The sequence below is a fragment of the Bifidobacterium mellis genome (genome assembly GCF_000967265.1).
GTDB classification, from domain to species: Bacteria; Actinomycetota; Actinomycetes; order Actinomycetales; family Bifidobacteriaceae; genus Bombiscardovia; species Bombiscardovia mellis.
The window spans coordinates 1,689,103-1,708,762 of sequence record NZ_KQ033885.1; the positions used below are offsets into that span (position 1 = coordinate 1,689,103).

12 protein-coding genes are annotated in these 19,660 nt (G+C 61.7%); 9 read left to right on the top strand and 3 right to left on the bottom strand.

Going from position 1 to position 19,660, the window contains the following annotated elements; all coding sequences use genetic code 11:
* Nucleotides 1-5: 5 nt before the first annotated feature.
* A complete protein-coding gene (locus JF70_RS07240; RefSeq protein ID WP_045935809.1) occupies nucleotides 6-3,911 on the bottom strand; it encodes an LPXTG cell wall anchor domain-containing protein in 3,906 nt (1,301 codons plus the stop codon).
* A gap of 157 nt (nucleotides 3,912-4,068) precedes the next feature.
* Here JF70_RS07240 and JF70_RS07245 point away from each other — a divergent pair, with 157 nt between their 5' ends.
* The 4 genes from JF70_RS07245 (at nucleotide 4,069) to JF70_RS07260 (ending at nucleotide 6,636) form a co-directional block, all read left to right on the top strand.
* Nucleotides 4,069-4,560, top strand: a complete 492-nt coding sequence (locus JF70_RS07245) for an inorganic diphosphatase (RefSeq protein WP_015022497.1) — start codon at nucleotides 4,069-4,071, stop codon at nucleotides 4,558-4,560.
* A gap of 150 nt (nucleotides 4,561-4,710) precedes the next feature.
* A complete protein-coding gene (locus JF70_RS07250; RefSeq protein WP_015022498.1) occupies nucleotides 4,711-5,157 on the top strand; it encodes a DUF3290 family protein in 447 nt (148 codons plus the stop codon).
* A gap of 3 nt (nucleotides 5,158-5,160) precedes the next feature.
* Nucleotides 5,161-5,805: a DUF421 domain-containing protein gene (locus JF70_RS07255; protein ID WP_029678190.1), complete on the top strand. Its 645-nt coding sequence runs from the start codon at nucleotides 5,161-5,163 to the stop codon at nucleotides 5,803-5,805.
* A gap of 267 nt (nucleotides 5,806-6,072) precedes the next feature.
* A complete protein-coding gene (locus JF70_RS07260; RefSeq protein ID WP_045935810.1) occupies nucleotides 6,073-6,636 on the top strand; it encodes a manganese efflux pump MntP in 564 nt (187 codons plus the stop codon).
* A 1-nt stretch (nucleotide 6,637) separates the two neighbouring features.
* Here JF70_RS07260 and JF70_RS07265 read toward each other — a convergent pair whose 3' ends face one another.
* A complete protein-coding gene (locus tag JF70_RS07265; protein ID WP_045935811.1) occupies nucleotides 6,638-7,300 on the bottom strand; it encodes a hypothetical protein in 663 nt (220 codons plus the stop codon).
* Nucleotides 7,301-7,463: 163 nt separating this feature from the next.
* Here JF70_RS07265 and JF70_RS07270 point away from each other — a divergent pair, with 163 nt between their 5' ends.
* The 5 genes from JF70_RS07270 to JF70_RS07295 all read left to right on the top strand — a co-directional run bounded on the left by JF70_RS07270 (nucleotide 7,464) and on the right by JF70_RS07295 (nucleotide 19,137).
* Complete coding sequence (locus tag JF70_RS07270) at nucleotides 7,464-8,294, top strand: winged helix-turn-helix transcriptional regulator (RefSeq protein WP_045935812.1); 831 nt, start codon at nucleotides 7,464-7,466, stop codon at nucleotides 8,292-8,294.
* Nucleotides 8,295-8,355: 61 nt separating this feature from the next.
* Complete coding sequence (nth, locus tag JF70_RS07275) at nucleotides 8,356-9,003, top strand: endonuclease III (RefSeq protein ID WP_045936220.1); 648 nt, start codon at nucleotides 8,356-8,358, stop codon at nucleotides 9,001-9,003.
* Nucleotides 9,004-9,013: 10 nt separating this feature from the next.
* Complete coding sequence (locus JF70_RS07280) at nucleotides 9,014-10,546, top strand: ABC transporter substrate-binding protein (protein ID WP_045935813.1); 1,533 nt, start codon at nucleotides 9,014-9,016, stop codon at nucleotides 10,544-10,546.
* 44 nt (nucleotides 10,547-10,590) lie between these two features.
* Nucleotides 10,591-13,332, top strand: coding sequence for a valine--tRNA ligase (gene valS, locus JF70_RS07285; protein WP_045935814.1), 2,742 nt, complete (start codon nucleotides 10,591-10,593; stop codon nucleotides 13,330-13,332).
* Between the two features lie 318 nt (nucleotides 13,333-13,650).
* Entirely contained in the window at nucleotides 13,651-19,137 is a 5,487-nt protein-coding gene (locus JF70_RS07295) for an RCC1 domain-containing protein (protein ID WP_082069453.1), read from the top strand.
* A gap of 65 nt (nucleotides 19,138-19,202) precedes the next feature.
* Here JF70_RS07295 and JF70_RS07300 read toward each other — a convergent pair whose 3' ends face one another.
* A complete protein-coding gene (locus JF70_RS07300) occupies nucleotides 19,203-19,559 on the bottom strand; it encodes a chorismate mutase (protein WP_045935817.1) in 357 nt (118 codons plus the stop codon).
* Between the last annotated feature and the right edge of the window lie 101 nt (nucleotides 19,560-19,660).

The following is a 19,660-nucleotide window of genomic DNA, read 5'->3' on the forward strand; positions in this document are numbered from 1 at the left end:
AGCGGTCACTGCCGTCCCCTATGGCCCTTGGACATCCGCCTGACCAGGCCGGTGAGGAGCGAGCCGGTCACGACTGCCGCTGCAACGATGGCCAGAGGAAGAGCCACAGCTGCCCCGGTCTTGGGCAGTGCTTCCCCCAGGGCGTTCCAATCGTCGCTATTGGAACGGACGGCCCGATCCGAGCACAGCAGACGTCCGTCGACCTTCACGCCCCGGGAATCAGGCTGTAGAGAAGCCTTGCCGGTATCTTCCCTTTCAGGAAGGGACGCCTCAGCTTCTACAGGACAAGGCACAAGAGGACTGCCGATCACCCTGGCCCTGTCGGTGTGCCGACCTGATATGCCCGTCACCCTAGCATGCACGTCCACTGACTGGCCAGGACGGAGCATAAGGGTCGACCAATTATCCGGATAGCGGATCCCGGTCACCCGTCCCTGCCCCACGACTGTCTGATCCTCAAGATGAAGCTGTCGGGCAGGGAAGATTGCTCCGGTCCCATCGCTGGGATCGCGAGGAGAATCATTGGTGATTCGGAAGACAATGGGGACATCGTCATGAGTCCGGAGAGCCTGTTCCGGCTGATCCCGATCCCCTTTGGGCATACCGCCTGCCTGGTCAAACTTCTCAATATGCAGGGCCGGTGTCATATCGGGCGTTCTGGTCCAGACCGTGTTGGAGACCAGGGTCTTGTCCTGATAGAACTCAGTGAATCGGTTCTCATGACGCTCCACCTTCTTCAACCGCCTGCATTGCAGGTAGACCCTCCAACCGACCGGGCGGTCGCCTGAAGCGCTGACCAGGGCCAGATACCGCGATGTAGCCTCCACTTTGATCAGACCTGCAGGGTCTGCGGTCATCGTAAACAAAGGACCGCCATGGATATCTGCGGACATGTCTGAACCAGCCATGATCTGTCCATGATGAATCAGGATGCGCCCATTCTCGTAAAGGTCCTGGGTTGCGTAGACGGCCCAATGGCCGGTGAACCGATCCACCGCTGGGTCCAGCCGATCCTCAATCCGCCAGGTTTTCACCTGCGGATAGGCACGTCCGGCCGGCAGCAGACTGGAGTCCAGACGGTAGAGGAAGAGTCGGTCACGGTAGATACTGCCACCATGAACGCTTCCTCCACCCACGGCGACCACTGCATCCTTGGCGGGATTGAGCGGCTTGACCGGATTGGTGACCACGTTGGTCGCTTTGTGCAGGTCGTTGACGATCTGGGCCGCCTGGTTGCGAACCACGTGACCGGTTTCCGCGCGGATGACCGTGTAGGGCAGAACCAGATTGTAGGTGCGCCCCAGCAGCCCTTGGTCAATAGCAGGCTCTCTAAGGGGATTATGACCTCGGGCAGCAGCATAGGCAGCCAGATCGGCTGGCTGGGGATTCCCTTTGAGGGTCACGCCGGTGGCCGGAACATAGGTGTCTACGGTTTTGGCGAAGACCAGGACCATGCCGTCAGCCACCTGAATGTTGAAGGCCTTGGTGTAATCGCGACCGTCGGAACCCAGAACCTCGATGCCCTTGGGATCGATATCCAAGTGACGGGCGTCGTAGGCATCCGTCATACCCAACCGCCAGACCGGATAGGCAGTGTCCTTGCGGCGGGCGTCCAGACTGATCCGATAGACACCACGGTCGCCCACAAAAAGCACCTTGCCGTCGATGCTGATGCCTGAATCGTGCACGCTGACATCGCTCTTTGAAGGATGGAAGTCAGCCGACGGATTGCTCACTTGGTTGGAGGGAGTCAGCGAGTCGTTCAGCGTCAGCGCCCACTGATTGCCCACACGATGGTCCGTCGGGGCCTTGGGGTCAACCCTGCCTTCGAAGCGCAGACGGATTCTGGGATGGCCCCCGGCCCGCCACTGGCTGATACGGGCGGGGTCGGTAATGGTCACCCGCAGGCTATGGTCCTTGTCCTTCCACTTTGTGGCATATCCGGTCTTGGCTATGACATCGCCGCTCTGCAGGTCAGTCAACTCAAGGGTCTGTTTGTCGGGCAAAAACCAGCGGTCATATACATCCGTCAGGATGATTGATCTGACAGGATAGGCAAGATTGTCGGACAGGCTGGGCTGGGTATCCAGCTGATACTCCAGCCGCTGACCCGGGAAGACCACCTTACCGTCAACACTGGCCTGCTGACCGCCCTGGCCGGCCTCCGAGATGACATCCTTGCGCACCGGAGGCAGATACCCGCAGATGCCTGGCTTGTTGGTCTGTACGCTCTGCCTGTTGACAGTTTGGGAGCCTGAGTTGGTCAGGGCCTCGCCCTGGTTGCCATGGCCGTCGGGCGCCTTGCAGAAGGTCAGCTCCTGGTCGGGTGTTCTGCCCAGATCCTTGCGAACCTGGGCCGCGCCACCGCCATTGGCGAATCGGACCGTGAAGGGAACCAGCATGGTGACCTGCATAGGCTCCTCCATCCCCTTGAGACCGTTCAACCACCCGCTCTTGGCCTGGGCCCGCGCCCGAGTGCCTGTCACGCTGATCTCGAAACGGTCAGTCACATCCCTGCCCTTGGCCACGATGTCTCCGAGGCTGCTGCGGCGATAGTGTCCGTCTGCATCCGCCTTGGCCTTGGCCACGAAGATACGAATGGCCCGAGCCCCATCCTGATCAACCAGATAGTCGGCGGCGCTCCAGTCGTCGGTCAGGGCGAAAACCTTGGGGGCCTCGATCAGATGGGCTTCGACAGTGGCGTTGACCACCGACCCCACCCGGTCGCCGTCCAGAAAGACGTGTCCGTCAGCACCAGTCCCGTTACTCCATTGGGGGTCTACGACACTCTTCCACGCCCCCGTGGCTGTGTCTCGCAGAATCCAGGATTTGTCCGGCCTGGGCTTCCAGGTGGGTGTCCGACGCTCCGGGGTCGACTGGTCAACCTGCCGGGCGGCGCCCTCCCAATGGATTCCTCCCTGGTCCAGGATCACCCCGGTCTCCGGCCGGTCGACAGTCACATCCAACTGCCATGCCCAGCGGTGTTCCTCCGGCAGAGCACCGCCCTTCCAGGCGGCTGTGGCCCGGTCTCCAGGCGGTCTGGTCCCTTCGGCCGTGTTGAAAACGAATTTGTCGGTCAGGTCTTCGCCGCTGGTCTGGTCTTTGACATGCTGACCGCTGATACGGTACTGCTTGCCCTGAGGGTTGAAGACATCGGTAAAGGTCAGTTCGCGACCGCCCCGACCGGTTCCAGTGACGATATGGGTGCGATTGGTCATCCCATCCGCGCTGGTGCCACGATCCACTTGCTTGTCAGGTGGATCCGGCGGCAGATCGGCCGGCTTGGGCTCGTAGTCATTGAGCATGATCACCACCAGGGAGATGCCCTTCTCGTTGCCCGCATACTCGTCAGCGAATTTGTCCAGATTGTCGTTGGACTGATCCCAGAAGGAGTCGCTGGTCCGATAGGTCACCCCACGGTTGCTGAAGGTGCTGTTGGCCACCTGGCTGCGCCAGTTATCCATCCAAAGCTTGTGGATAGCCACGGAGATCCCGTCAAAGATACGCCGGGACCCACGGTAGCCGGCAACCACGCCCACGCCGGTCACCCGGCAGTGTCCCTGTCCGGATTGGTCGGCATGGGCCTCGTTAAAGCGCGCCTGACAGTTGCCGTTGGCCTCATCCAGAGCCTGCCGCTTGACCCGGGCCGTAGTGGCATTGCCTCCGTCCACCACCCCCATCTGGGAGAACGCCCTGTCTACGCTGCCTATCTCATAGCCGCCAAAGGCACCATGGTCGTCATCCTTGTAGGCCCAGCCCTGCCAGAGCCGGACCTTTTGGCCACCGGGGGGCACTGGTCTGCCGCCGGCATGACCCGATCCCCCGCCAGCCATGGCTGGGGCCACCGGACCGGCAAGGGTCGCCAGGGCAGCCAGAGCCGCCAAGAGGCCGATCCACCTATGCTTGTTCATACTCGTCCTCACTCTTCGCCCGCCCCATGCCTTGAGTATGAGCGGCCGCCGGGCATATAGATGCGTGAGCGGGAGACTGTGGTCGAATGTGCCGCGGGACGGTTATGCTGTGTATGAGACATACCTATGCCGTCCAGACCGAAAAGGAGACAGGACAATGGCAGAGACATTCGACGTGTTGGTCGAGATCCCCCGGGGCTCCCGGAACAAGTACGAGATGGACCACGACAGCGGCCATATCAGGCTGGACCGCACCCTCTTCACCTCCATGGGATACCCCGACGACTACGGGTACATCGACGGCACCCTGGGCGAGGACGGGGACCCCTTGGATGCCCTGGTCATGATTCCCGACTCGGTCTTCCCGGGTTGCATCGTTGAATGCCGCGCCGTAGGTCTCTACCACATGGTCGACGAGGCCGGTGGGGATGACAAGGTCCTCTGCGTGCCCGCCGACGTCCGCTTCGACGCCATCAAGGACATCGACGACGTCTCCGACTTCCACAAGCAGGAGATCAAGCACTTCTTCGAGCAGTACAAGGCTCTGGAACCGGGCAAGGAGGTCATGCCCGGCGACTACTGGACCAACGCCGAGGCCGCCGAGACCCAGATCAAGGCTGCACGCGAGCGCCTGGCCGCCCAGCACTGACCTCTCAAGGCCGCCCAGCGGTCTCAACCACCCCGGCAAGGGCCCAATCGAGCGCCCGAACCGGGGTTTTGCATGCCCAAATCCTCCCAAAACGCCTCCGGCCGTCTACGATTGCGAATTGCGGGTGCGCGCGCAAGGGCAGGAGCGGCTATGACTTTCTATACGTACCAATACCTCAAGGGCGGGCAGACCAACTGGACCATGATCAGGATCATCGTGGTTGTCGTTCTGGCCCTGGCCTTCCTCTTCTTCCTATTCATGTACTCCCGCCATCGCTGGAACCATAAGTACAAAGATCTGTCCATCATCCTGGCCACCCTGCTCCTGCTGGCGGCGGCCATCCAGTACAGCGACTACACCAATCTGCGCACGGCCAGCCTGCAGAGCGGACAGCTGACCACGGTCATCGACAAGTCGGCAGCCAAGCTCAAGGTCAATCCCGAGCAGATCAGCATCAACGACACCTCGCGCAACAACGACATGATCATCAAGACCCCCAAAGGCTACTACACCCTGGTATTCAACAGCTCCGGCTCCGAGTTCCTGCTACAGCGGGCCGACCTGTACCACCCAGACATCACCGTGATCGGAGAGTGACCCATGGATATCAATTTCTACGTCAACGTGGCCCTGAAGCTGATTGTCGGGCTGCTCTTCATCACCCTGCTCATCAATGTGACCGGTAAGGGGAACCTGGCGCCCACCTCGCCCATGGACCAGCTGCAGAACTACGTCCTGGGCGGCATCATCGGCGGGGTCATCTACAGCGACAGCATCTCAATGGCCCAGTACATTGTCATCCTGCTGATATGGGCGGCGCTGATTCTCATCACCCGGTACGCCAAGACCCACATCCACGCGGTGGGCAAGTACATCGACGGCGAACCGGTCACCATCATCAAGAACGGCAAACTGCTGGTCCAGAACTGTCTCAAAGTCAACCTGACGGCCAAGGAGGTGGACTTCAAGCTGCGCACCAAGGGCATCAATGACATCCGCGACGTCAAGCGGGGCATCGTCGAGCAGAACGGCGGCCTGACCATCATCTCCGAGGGCGACAAGGACGTGCGCTACCCGGTGGTCATGGACGGGCGGGTCAATCCCGACGTTCTTGACACCATGGGACGGGACGAGGACTGGCTTGACGAACAACTGGCCAAGCAGGGCATCCACAAGGTCAGCGATGTGTACATGGCCCGATACCAGAACGGCGAGTTCTACGCCGTCACCTACCAGGACCAATAGCGCCATCCACGCATCGGGAGACAGCCTGACGGTGACCAAGGCTCATTGAGCAGGGTCATCCGGCTTCATGTCATGCTTGATTGTTCCAGCGCTGACAGGTAAAATCCATGTCCATATTGTTTTGGCGTAGCATGTGAACGGCATTCAACGAATTCAAAGCCGACTCCAATCGGCAGTTCCGCGCTCGACGCTCCCGAGGCGTAGGCGGGTTTGAGGAGACCTGGTCGAGGCCCATCCCAGCGGGGATGAACCCTTTCAAGGAATGCCGTGTTTTTGAGATTGTTGTTTATCGCTTTAGGTGTATCTTCTGACGCTTTTGCCGTCTCCATCAGCAAGGGACTGTCCGTGGACCGACTGCGGGCCCGCCATCATTGGCTGGTCGGACTTTGGTTCGGCGGATTCCAGACGCTGCTGCCCCTGCTGGGCTACTTCGCCGCCTCCATGCTGCAGGACTCCCTGGCCGCGGTGGATCACTGGATTATCTTCGGCATCCTTTCGGCCATCGGGGTCAACATGATCCGCGAGGGCGTCTATGGCGAAGAGGAGGGGGCGAACGGCGAGGAGAGCTTCTCCTGGCGGCAGATGCTTCCCGCAGCCATCGCCACCAGCATCGACTCATTCGGCGTGGGCGCAGGCCTGGCCTTGCTGGGCATCAACATCTGGCTATCCGCACTGGTCATCGGGCTGGTGACGGCTGCGGCCTCCATTCTGGGGCTGCGCATCGGATACGCGGTCGGGTCCCGCTGGCGCAAGCCTGCCAGAATCACCGGCGGCATCATTCTGATTGTCATGGGCATCCAGATCCTTCTGGACCACCTGATGAATGCCTGACTCAGAATGTCGTCTGCAAAACCATGGCGGCCAGAACCATGATGGATCCGGCCAGAAGAACCGACATCAGCGCCAGACCAACGGCCCCACGCCGATCAGCTGCCTCCTGGGCCCAACGGTAACCCGAGGTCATGAGCCCGACCAGCAGCAGCAAGGCCACAAGCACCACCAGAATCGGCATCAGGTCAGGATACAGGCTTCTGACCAGCTCCGGCAGAAAGACCCACCCCGAGGCGGCCACAGCGGTCACCCCGCCCATGGCGGTTGCGGAAATGCCACGGATGACCATCCGCCGGTCCCGACGCAGCATCTGACGAACAAACATAAATACAGCCAGGAGGGCCAGCAGGAATGCCGCAGTCGACAGCCAGGCCCAGAGGGCACCAGGCCCCTGCACGACCAGGGCCGGCACCAAAGAGACCAAGGCCAGCAGACCGAACACGGCTCGGTCAGGACCGGGTCGGATACCCCGGCCAACCAGGGGCCAAGAGACCAGCATGGCCAATGCCAGCACCAGAACCAAAACGGTCTGCACCCATCGAGCGACCCGGGGCTCGGCCAACAAGCCCGTCGCCACGGCCGGCAGAATCAGGGCCGCCAGAGCCAGCAACTGCGTCAGGGCGGGCGCGCGTCCATCCCGGGTTTCTTTTACGGTCTGCGCCATGGGTCCTCCTGCCTGTCCCCGTCGGGGAGCCATACGTCACATCCTAGGGCAAGGCCATCCTGTGAACTCGGAGCCCCTGTGACGGGCCGATTGTACAATGATGACGACTGTTCAACGAATCCACCCCCGCTATGGACGAACGGACAGGGAAGAAGGTACCCCCGTGACGGATCTGACCTTGATGACCTGCGCCGAGGACCCGGCATCGGTTCTGCCAGCCTTGGCGCTGCTCTCCCATCGAGTGCGCGTCCTGCCCCTGGATGCCGCCTCCCTGGTAAGAATGCCCGAGGACACCGTGCTGCTGATTGACGCCAGCGACGACCTGGCCGAGGCCAAGACCCTCTGCAACCTGACCCGGGCCTCGGGTCTGTCCACGCCCATCATCCTGATTCTGAGCGAGGGCGGCTTCACTGTGGTCAATGCCGGCTGGGGCGTGGCCGACGTCATCATTCAGTCCGCATCCCCGGCCGAGGTCGAGGCCCGGCTGCGACTGGTCTGCCAGCGCGTGACCCCGACACGCAAGCCTGATGCCCAGCCGGAAGAGGCGGAAGACCAGGTGCCCACCGGTCAGGTCCGCTCGGGCGATCTGGTCGTGGACACCGAGAGCTACACGGCCCGAATCCACGGCCGTCCCATCAACCTGGCCTACAAGGAGTTCGAGCTGCTCAAATACCTGGTTCAGCATCCCGGCAGGGTCTTCACCAGGGCGCAGCTCCTCCAAGAGGTCTGGGGCTATGACTATTACGGCGGCACCAGAACGGTGGATGTGCACGTGCGGCGGCTCAGGGCCAAGCTGGGCAGCGAGTACGAGCACCTGATCGGCACGGTCCGCAATGTGGGCTACCGGTTCGACCCGCCCTCCTCGGCAAGGACGACCTCAGTGCCCAAACCGGAGCCGGATGCCGGGGCCAATCCAGACCCAGCCGAGCAAAAGGACAGCCGGACCGAACAACCCCAGGATTCCAAGAAGAAGAAAACCGATCATAGTGACTGATGCATCATCAAATCGAAAGCGCCCCCAGGGCAGGGAAAGCAAGGCCCGGCGCCTGGCCCGCATGCACGAGGAATACCGCATCCTCTGCCAGGTCTTCCCCGAGGCGGTCTGCGCCCTGCACTTCCGCAACCCCTTCGAACTGCTGGTGGCCACGGTCCTGAGCGCCCAGACCACCGACAAGCGGGTCAACTCGGTGACCCCCGAACTCTTCGAGCGCTACCCCGACCCCGCAACCATGGCCCAGGCCCAGCCTGCCGAACTGGAGGCCATCATCCACCCGGTGGGCTTCTACCATGCCAAGGCCCGCCACCTCTTGGGGCTCTCCCTCATGCTGACCGAAGACTACGGCGGCAAGGTCCCCCAGACCATGGAGGAGCTGACCAGCCTGCCCGGCGTGGGGCGCAAGACCGCCAACGTGGTCCTGGGCAATGCCTTCAACATCCCCGGATTCCCGGTGGACACCCACGTCACCCGGGTCACCGGCCGTCTGCGCTGGCGGACCGACTGGCGCAGCGTCCACCCTGATCCGGTGAAGATCGAGCATGAGATCTGCGACTGCTTCCCGCCCGAGGACTGGACCAATCTGTCGCATAGGCTGATTCTGCACGGCCGGGCCACCTGCCACGCCCGCAAGCCCGACTGCCTCCACTGCCCGTTGGCCGAAACATGTCCCAGCGCCGAGATCCTTGCCGGACCGTCCTCTCGGTAGAATCAAGACCATGGCACGCGGCAGACACAAACGAATCAGATCCGGAATCATCTTTTTCCTGGTACTGGCGGTCCTGACCGCAGGCACCTACATGGCCTGGCCGCTGGTGACGGGCCAAGGAGGCTGGCGGCTGCCCTGGGCCCAGGAGGGTTCAGGCCGAATCGTGCGCATCCGGGCCCGCCAGGCCCCCGTCTCCCTGGACATCCGCACCGAGCCAGGACGCGCCACTGACCAGGCCCTGATGGGCAACGTCTACCAGACCCTGACCAGGCCCGACGCCAAAGGTCGGCCGACGCCCGGCCTGGCCCAGAACTGGGAGGTCTCCGCAAACGGCCTGCTCTACACCTTCCATCTGCGCGATGACGCCCGCTTCGCCGACGGACGCCGCCTGACCTCGGAGGATGCCCTCTGGTCCCTGCACCAGATCATCGACCACCAGTACCAGGGCCATCGGGACCTGGACGGACTGGCCAGGGTCACCAACCCCGATGATGCCACACTGGTGATCGGCCTGAAGAGCCCGAACGCCAGGCTGCTGACCGCCCTGAGCGGTCGGGCGGGCATAGTCTACGACCGCCAGGCCCGGGTCAACTATTCGACTCGATCAGCCGGTTCAGGCCCCTACCAGGTGGATGACTGGCAACCGGGCACAAGCCTGACCCTGACTGCCAACAAATCCTACCGAGGCCCGGACAAGCCCGCCATCGGCAAGGTGATCTTCACCTATACCGGCAGCCCGCAGGAGACCATCAAGGATCTGGACCAGGGACACCTGGACGCTGTAGTGGACATGGATTCCGCAACCGCCGCACAGGCCCACAAGGCACCGACCGCCACGCCCAGCACAGACAATGTGGTCCTGGCCTTCAACAACATAGCAACCAGCCCGCTGTCCGACCAGCATATGCGCGAGGCCGTCCGCTACGCCCTGGATCGAGAAGCCATTGCCAAACTGGAGGGAGGCGGAGCCAAGGCCCTGGGCGGACCACTCAACCAGCTGAGCCCCGGCTACGATCCTGACCTGCAGGCCTTCCCCTTCGACCGGGCCCAGGCGATTCATCGGTCCTCCTACTACCGCCCCTCCTTCTTTAAGAACGGTCTGCGTCTGGTCTATCCCCGCGAATTCGGCAGCCAGGTGGGCGAGCTGATGCGCACACAGCTCAAGGCAGCAGGCATCCCCACCCAGGTCTCCATGGTGGATCAGCCCACCTTCCGCGACCAGGTGCTCAACCGCCGCGACTACGACATGGCCCTGATGGTCATGGACAATGATGAAATCGACCGCTTCGCCGACCCCGACTCAACCATGCTCTTCGACAATGTCGATGTTCAGAATTCCTGGAAGCAGGTGACGGACTGCACCGACCAGAACACCTATGCCGAACGACTGAAGGCCTTTGCCCGACAGGTCAGCGACCTCTCCCCCAGCGACTGGCTGTATCAGCGCACGCCCCTGGTCCTCACCGCCCCCCGCCTGAAGGGCATGCCCAGCTCTCTGTTGGACCGCTACCTGCCCCTGTGGAACCTGCGCATCCAAGGGTGAAAAGGCCGGCACCCCTTGTCACTGTTCGTCCATAAAATGCTGGTATGTCTGCTGAACACCAAGGAATCGTCAATGCCCATCTGACCCCCCTGCCCGACAGGGTGGGCGTGGATGGCCTGGAGGAAAAGTGGTGCCGCGACTGGGATGAGTCCGGCGTCTACCGCTTCCGCAACACCCGCGAGCGCTCCGGTGTCTACTCCATCGACACCCCGCCGCCCACGGTTTCGGGGCATTTGCACGTCGGACACGTCTTCTCGTACACCCATACCGACGTGATCGCCCGGTTCAAGCGGATGCAGGGCTACGACGTCTTCTACCCCATGGGCTGGGACGACAACGGCCTGCCCACCGAGCGGCGGGTCCAGAACTATTACGGTGTCCGCGTGGACACCTCGCTCAAGTACGATCCGGACTTCAAACCCCCCTTCCATGGGACCAAGGGCAAGAAGATCAGCGCCAAGGACCAGGTGCCCGTCTCCCGTCAGAACTTCATCGAACTGTGCGAGGAACTGACCGCCGAGGACGAGAAGCTCTTCGAGCAGCTCTGGCGGTCGCTGGGCCTGTCGGTGGACTGGTCGCAGACCTACCACACCATCGGCGAGCATCCCCGCCGTGTGGCACAGAAGGCTTTCCTGCGGAACCTGGCCAGGGGCGAAGCCTACCAGAAGGAGGCCCCCGGGCTCTGGGACGTGACCTTCCAGACCGCCGTGGCCCAGGCCGAGCTGGAGTCGCGCGAGTACGACGGCTTCTACCACAGGGTGGCCTTCCGGTTTGCGGACGGCACGCCGATATACATCGAGACCACCAGGCCTGAGCTGCTGGCGGCCTGTGGAGCCCTGATCGCCCACCCGGATGACAAGCGCTACCAGAAGTATTTCGGGCAGAAGGTCTACTCCCCCCTGTTCAAGGTGGAGGTGCCCATCCTGGCCCATCCCGCCGCCGAGATGGACAAGGGCGCCGGCATCGCCATGTGCTGCACCTTCGGCGACGTGACCGACGTGCAGTGGTGGCGGGATCTGAACCTGCCCACCAGGTCCATCATCCAGCGCAACGGACGAATCGTCATGGACGTGCCGGACTGGATCACCGATGAGGGCGGACGGCGCATTTTCGAGCAGACCGAGGGCAAGACCACCTTCTCAGCCCGCAAGATCATCGTGGATGCCCTGCGCGAGTCCGGCGACTTGGACGGCGAGCCCAAGCCCACCAAGCGCATGACCAACTTCTACGAGAAGGGCGACAAGCCCCTGGAGATCGTCACCTCCCGCCAGTGGTACCTGCGCAACGGCGGCACCGACCAGAAACTGAACCAGGAGTTGCTGGAGCGCGGCAAGGAGCTCAACTTCCACCCGGACTTCATGCGGGTGCGCTACAACAACTGGGTCGAGGGCCTGAACGGCGACTGGCTGATCTCCCGGCAGCGCTTCTTCGGAGTCCCCTTCCCCCTCTGGTATCCGGTCAAGGAGAACGGCGAGACCGACTACGCCCATCCCATCACCCCGGCCGAGGACAGGCTCCCCATCGATCCCAGCACTGATGTGCCCGAGGGCTTCGAGGAATCCCAGCGCGACCAGCCTGGCGGCTTCACGGCCGAGAAGGACATCATGGACACCTGGGCCACCAGCTCCCTGACCCCCCAGATCGTGACCCACTGGGCCGAGCCGGGCGAACAGGACCAGGCCCTCTTCAAGGCCACCTTCCCCATGGACCTGCGCCCCCAGGGCCAGGACATCATCCGCACCTGGCTCTTCAGCTCCATGGACCGCGCCCACCTGGAGAACGGCTGCCTGCCCTGGAGCGACACCACCCTGTCGGGGTGGATCCTGGATCCGGACCACAAGAAGATGAGCAAGTCCAAGGGCAATGTGGTGGTGCCGGACGAACCCATCAAGAAGTATGGCGCCGATGCCGTGCGCTACTGGGCATCCTGCGCCCGGCTGGGCCTGGATGCCACCTACGATGAGGGGCAGATGAAGATCGGCCGCCGCCTGGCCGTCAAGCTCCTCAACGCCGTCAAGTTCGCCCTGGCCATCGGTCGGGAGGATGAGAACCATAAGGTCACCCGGTCAGCGGAGGTCACCTGGAACCCCGCTGACGTCACGGTCCCGTTGGATCGCGCGGTCCTGGCCGGCCTTGCCCAGGTGATCGACCAAGCCACCAAGGCCCTCGAAGCCTATGAGCACTCCAAGGCCCTGGAGGCGACCGAATCCTTCTTCTGGGACTTCTGCGACAACTACATTGAGCTGGCCAAGAACCGGGCCTATGGGACCGCGGATGCCACCGGCAGGACCCCTGACGAGGCCCAGGTGCTGAGCGCCCGCACAACCCTGGGGCTGGTCCTGGATGCTCTGGATCGTCTCCTGGCACCCTTCCTGCCCTTCGCCACCGAAGAGGCCTGGCAGTGGATGCACCAGGGGGACGGATCGGTCCACCGCGCCTCCTGGCCACGTCCGGAATCCTACCGGGCAGCTGCCCAGGGCCAGGATCCGGCTCTTTTGGCCTGGGCAGGTACGGCCTTGGCCTCCCTGCGGCGGATCAAGTCCGAGGCCAAGGTCTCCATGAAGACCCCCATCCTCTCAGCCTCCTTGAGCGTGGCGCCGGAGGGCCTGGAAGCCGTCAAGGCCGCCCTGGACGACATAGCCGAAGCGGGCAGGGTCACCGGAGATCTGGATCTGGTCGAGGAGACCGCTCAGTCCGAAGCGACGGGAGCCGGCGAGGATGAGGCGGGCATCCGTGTGACCACCAGCCAGCTGGGCGAGCCCCCCGCCAAGAAGCCTCGCAAGTAGGCTTCACAATTCCCAATGCAACCGGCGCGGTTCAGCCATAGGCACCGCCCCGGTTTTTTATCGGAGTCACTGGTGACAACGGCAATCCGCAATGCCAATCGAACCACCGTCGCTCATACAAAAAGTGCGGCTTCCACAATCAACGGCATGCCTCTTGCAACGAATTTGTCCTGCAAGGGCCTGATCACGACACTATGAACTGCTCGAAGATTGCAATGCTACAGTAGAAGTTATAGAGGGACTTTATTTTAGTGTGCACCGACGCAGATTTTGGGGCTACGACCTGGGGAATCGGCACGCTTGGGGAGGAAGAATCGAATGGGGAATGCTCATGGCATCCGCAGACTGATGACACTGACAGCCATGGTTGGGTTGGCACTGATCGGCGCATCAACAGGAGCATACGCAACCACAGGCGATACGGCGCCTTCGCCTACCACGGAAACGCCCTCTCCCAGCCCGTACAGCAGCGTGAGTCCATTGCTCAGGACGGGCGGCGAGGCAGAGGCCGGGGCCGCTGCTCCGACCGCCACACCATCACCGCTGGCCAGCAACAATCCCTCGCCTTTCAAGTCCATCCTACCGTTCAACGAGAAAAAGACGGACAAACCCATCAGGAACAGCTCACCGAGAGCCAAGTCGCCACAGACCAGGGATTCATCCTCATATACCCTTACCTTCGAGCCTGACGGGGGCTCGCTGACGTCCGGCTCACCGGCCTTGAGCCAGACAGTAACCTCAGGCCATCTGGCATCACCTCCCACCGTCGCCAAATCAGGTTACCTGTTTGACGGATGGTTCCTGAAGGGCTCCGACGTGGCCTATGACTTCGGCAAGCCGGTCACCAGCACGCAGTCGCTGACGGCCCATTGGTCATCGGTCAACGACGCCCAGTGGACGACGGCCGACGTCAGCGGCGACGACACCGGGGGCTCTGCAATCACACTTACACCCCCCAAACCCAGAGGGGTGAGATTCGCACAGGTCAGCGCCGGTCATGACCACACCCTGGCCGTAGGCTCGGATGGCCACGTTTATGCCTGGGGCGACAACAGCAAGGGCGAGCTTGGCGACGGCACCACAACCAACAAAAACACGCCAGTGCGGATTACCGAAAACGAGGCCATCAAGGGAAAGACCTTCATATCCGTCAGCGCGGGAACCACATTCTCCATGGCCCTAGCCTCGGACGGCACCGTCTACACCTGGGGCGACAACAGTCGCGGCGAACTCGGCAACGGGTCCACCACGAATTCTTCAGTACCGGTAAAGGCGAATCTTAATGCCACCATCACCGCCATCAGCGCCGGATACTGGCATGCCATGGCCCTGTCCTCCAGCGGGACGATCTACACATGGGGAGACAACGAATACGGCCAGCTCGGCAACGGGCACACGGGCGTCAACGTCAACTCTTCACCAGCAGCGGTCTCTTCATCCGGCGTCACCTTCACCACCATCAGTGCCGGATACGATTTTCAAACGGCGCTGGACAGCCAAGGACATGCCTACGCCTGGGGACGCAACCAGGGCGGCCAGCTCAGCATCGGCACCATGGACGGCACCAGCAGTGGTTCCAACGTCTACACTCCATCGCGCATTTACGGCGACTCGACCGGCAACCCAGACAGCACAGTCTACACCGACATCGATGCAGGGTACCTGCACGTCCTTGCACTGAGCAATACAGGCAAGGTGTACTACTGGGGTTATCCCCTGACCAAGGGCAATGACGCCAATACCGACAGCGTTCACTCCTTCTACCCCAGTCTGTTAAGCTGGCCCACGGAAGCGGCGACGCCTGTTTCAGTCAGCGCCGGGGACTACTCCTCTGCGGTGGTCGACTCTGCGGGCAGCCTGTACATGTTCGGCAGCAATTCCAGCGGCCAGCTGGGCGATGGAACCACAAATCCTAAATCAATCATGACCAAGGTGAGCCTGACAGGCGTCACAGTCGCCGCATTCGATGTCTGCCGGCACAGTCTGGCCATCGGCTCGGACGGGCTCCCCTACAGCTGGGGGGAAGCGAAAAGCGGCAAGCTGGGACAGGGCAGCAGCGGGCCTCAAAGCGGCTCACAGACCAAGCCTGCGGCGGTCAGCCCACCCCAGATAGATCTGGCCAAGGTGACCTTTGGCAAGACTGATGTTGCCAAGACCGACAGCGGTAGTCTGATCAGCCGAACTTCAGCAGGTGACGACGCTTGGAGTGCGAATACCCCATGGAAGGTCACTACCCCACACCACACTTACGGAACCACCAAGATCAGGATCAACGACGGTCAATGGTCCATTGGCGGTGCTGCACAACAGGGGCAAAGCATTGGCAACTATACATTCACACCCACTGCCCAGAAGATCACCTTTGATTCGGACGGAGGCTCATCAGCCTCGGACCAGTTCGTCACCGCAGGCAAGCAGGCTTCGCCTCCCACCGTCACCAAGGCAGGTTTCCTGTTCGACGGCTGGTTCATCAAGGAGGCAGACGGCAGTTCCAATGTGGCCTACGACTTCAGCAGTCCGGTCACCGGGCCACTGAATCTGAAAGCGCATTGGTCTTCGTCAGACATGAAATGGAAGACCTCGGATGCCCTCCATGGCGATGACACCGGTGGCTCCACGATTACTCTGACTCCTCCCAAACCCAGAGCAGTAAGGTTCACCCAGGCCAGCGCCGGGCGCTACCACACCCTGGCTGTGGGTTCGGACGGACACGTCTACGCTTGGGGAAATCAGGCCAGCGGCGGACTGGGCAACAGCAAAGACTCAGGCACGGCGACTACACCAGTACGGATTACTGAAAATGACGCCATAAAAGGAAAGATCTTCATAGCCGTCAGCGCCGGCGACACCTATTCCATGGCCCTGGCATCGGACGGCACCGTCTACACCTGGGGCAACAACGACAAAGGCCAGCTCGGCAACGGCACCACAGGAGGCTACTCAGCCGAACCAGTAAAGGCACAGACAGGCAATGCCAAAATCACCGCCATCAGCGCCGGACGGTCATACGCCATGGCCCTGGCATCGGACGGCACGGTCTACACCTGGGGCAACAACCAGTACGGTCAGCTGGGCAACGGCGGCTCAGACAACAGCAGCCATTCCTCCCCTGCCAAGGTCACGACGCTGTCCGGGATCACCGCCATCAGCGCAGGGTTCACTACAGGTACTGCCCTGGACAGTCAAGGCCACGCCTGGGCCTGGGGCCACAACGACAAGGCACAGCTCGGCAACGGCACCCTTAATGACAATCCGACACCGGCACGCGTCCAAGACCTGAACACCGGACAGCCTGATACGCGGTTCTATATCGCCATCAGCGCGGGCTATCAGCATGTGCTGGCGCTCGATACGGATCATAACGTCTATGGATGGGGTTCCAGCACCGCCGTCGGCTCCTCGACTGATACCAATGTCAGCACGAAAGGATCCACTAAGATCAGCTTCGGAGACGACGCTGTCAACATCACCGCCATCAGCGCGGGCGACGATGGATCCGAAGCCATAGACGACAACGGAAAGCTCTACACCTGGGGCAATCAGGGTTACGGCCAGCTAGGCAACGGCAATAGTGATGCATGGCAGACCAATCCGAAAGCCATCACTCTGGCCCAATCGGTGAAGGCCTGCGCGGTAGCCACCTCCGGCCATCACCAGACGGCCATCGGGTCTGACGGATTGCTCTACACCTGGGGATACAACTACTACAACCAGCTGGGGCAGAGCATATCGGCATCAAGGCCCGGCACCACACAGCCACCACAGATCACCCTGACCAAGGTGACCTTCGGCACCATGGCCAGCAGCACCAAGCCAGCCACGAAACTGACCCAGACAAGCAAAGACACCTGGGATGAAAACCGGGATTGGACCTTCGTGACGCCCGCGTACCCGTACGGCCCGTCCAGTTTCACCATCACATGGAACATTGCCGGCGATGCCGGGGACTCAAGGCAGACACAGCAGTTCGACTACACCTTCGATCGGACCAAGAAACGCATAACGCTTGACCCTGAGGGAGGTACTGGAGCTGCATGGACAAGCAAAGACATCGAGGAAGGCGAATTGGTACCCCGACAGACCGTGGCCAAGACGGGCTTCCTGTTCGACGGGTGGTTCGTCAAAGCGGCTGACGGCAGTTCAAATGTTGCCTACGACTTCGGCAAGCCGGTAACGGACCCGTTGACCCTGGTCGCGCACTGGACGCTTTCGACTCAAATGACCGTCGACCCAACCGTCAGTCCGTCCACTGGCGGATACCAGGTCACCATCACTCCGCCCTCGCAGCGCGGCATCCGCTTCGCCCAGGTCAGCACAGGCAAAAACCATTCCTTGGCTGTCGGCAGCGACGGCAATGCCTACGCCTGGGGAAACAACAGCACGGGACAGCTCGGTAACGGCAGCAAGGACAGCAGCAAGACGCCCGTCCAAGTGAAGAAGCCATCCGACGCAGGTACCGACTTCGCCTACACCCAGGTAAGTGCTGGATATGGATTCTCGTTGGCCCTCGGCAGTGACGGCAATGCCTACGCCTGGGGAGACAACGGCAGGGGGCAGCTCGGCAAGGGCACCGCAGGCGGCACCAACACGACGCCCGTCCAAGTGAAGAAGCCATCCGACGCAGGTACCGACTTCGCCTACACCCAGGTAAGTGCAGGAGGCTATCATTCCCTGGCCATCGGCAAGGATCATCAGGTCTACGCCTGGGGAGACAGGAGCAACGGCGGACAGGTGGGCGACGGCAAAACGAGCGGGAACGCCCCTGCCCCTGTAGCTGTCAACGCAAGCGCCACCAGTCCTGGATTCCAGGCTAGACAGGTCAGTGCGGGATATCAGCACTCTCTGATTATCGGCATAAGCGGGCAAACCTACGCCTGGGGATACGGCGACAGCGGTAGACTGGGCAACAATGCCAAATCCTCACAGGCCACTCCTGTGTCGGTATCGTCACCCGTGCAATATGAGGACGGGTCAATGGGATTCTTCGCCACTCAGGTCAGCGCAGGAGGCTCGCACTCCCTGGCCATTGGCAGAGACGGCAAAGCCTATGCTTGGGGTGCGAATACCGATGGGCGACTGGGTACCGGAGACACCAATGATGCCGCAATACCAACCCCGGTGGCCGATCCCGACGGAGGTAGCGATGGATTCAAACCCACCGAGATCAGCGCCGGAGGATGGTTCTGCGCAGGAATCGACGACAAAGGGCGAATCTACACCTGGGGAAACAACGGTCAAAACGCCCTGGGCAATGTCTCCATCTCAGGATCCATCAGCACATCCCCCGTTTTGGTGAGCAAGGACGGTAGCACCATACAGATAAGTGCAGGCGAGCGCCAAGTCCTGGCCATCGACTCCGACGGCATGGCCTACGGTTGGGGTGACAATGGCGGCAAGCAGCTCGGCACCAATTTGGACAGCGACTCAGTCAAGGCGGCCACCTTGGTCTGCCCGCCGCAATTGACCATCAGCTCGGCCACAGTCGGCACGGATCCGCATACTGCATCAGTTCTTGAACTGACCCGGAGCAGCACAGCCGACACATGGGGATCATGGAATACCTGGACCTTCTATACCCCAGCCTTCAAGGCAGGCCAAACAACAGTCAACATCACCTGGAATGTGGGCCAGGGCAATCCTCATACCGAGAACCTGCCCTTTACCTACAGGGATATTCTGCCCCTGACCGGCAGCCAGGGTCTGCTCGTCATACTGCTTGTAGGACTTTTCGTGACGGTGACAGTCCTGGCAGCGAGGCAACATTACCTGGAAACAGCCCATCAGGCTCCAGCGAGCACGCGCTGAAATTTCATGGCCGACGGCATAGGAGTTGACCCAAGCCGTCGGCCATGAAACTACGACGGATTTCCTCAGCGTGAATTGGTCTGGCCGGCCAGCCGTTCGTGGTCGCGCTTGGCGGCGTCAGCCACCAGATGCAAATAGGCCTCGGCCAGATCAGGATCCAGCCCGTAATCATCAGCCTTGTCTCGCAGGGCCGCTATCTGTGTGCTCTCCCGGTGCATATCCGCCGAGGCGAATCCTGCCTGGGCCTTGAGCAACCCAATGCGGTGGGTCACCCTGAACCGCTCGGCCAGCATGGCGACAATGGCGGCATCGATGGTGTCCACATCGGCACGCAGTTCCTCCACCTGGCGGGCGGCCTGGGCCCGTGGACCCCCGCCCTGCGCCTGATCATCAATCACTGTTTCCATCTTCTCAGAGCTCATGAAATACCAGTCTAATCAAACGCCCCAGGCGACTATGCCAGGCCCCTCTCCACTTTGACACTGGTGTTATTGTAGTGGATGGAATTATTGACTCTTGGGGA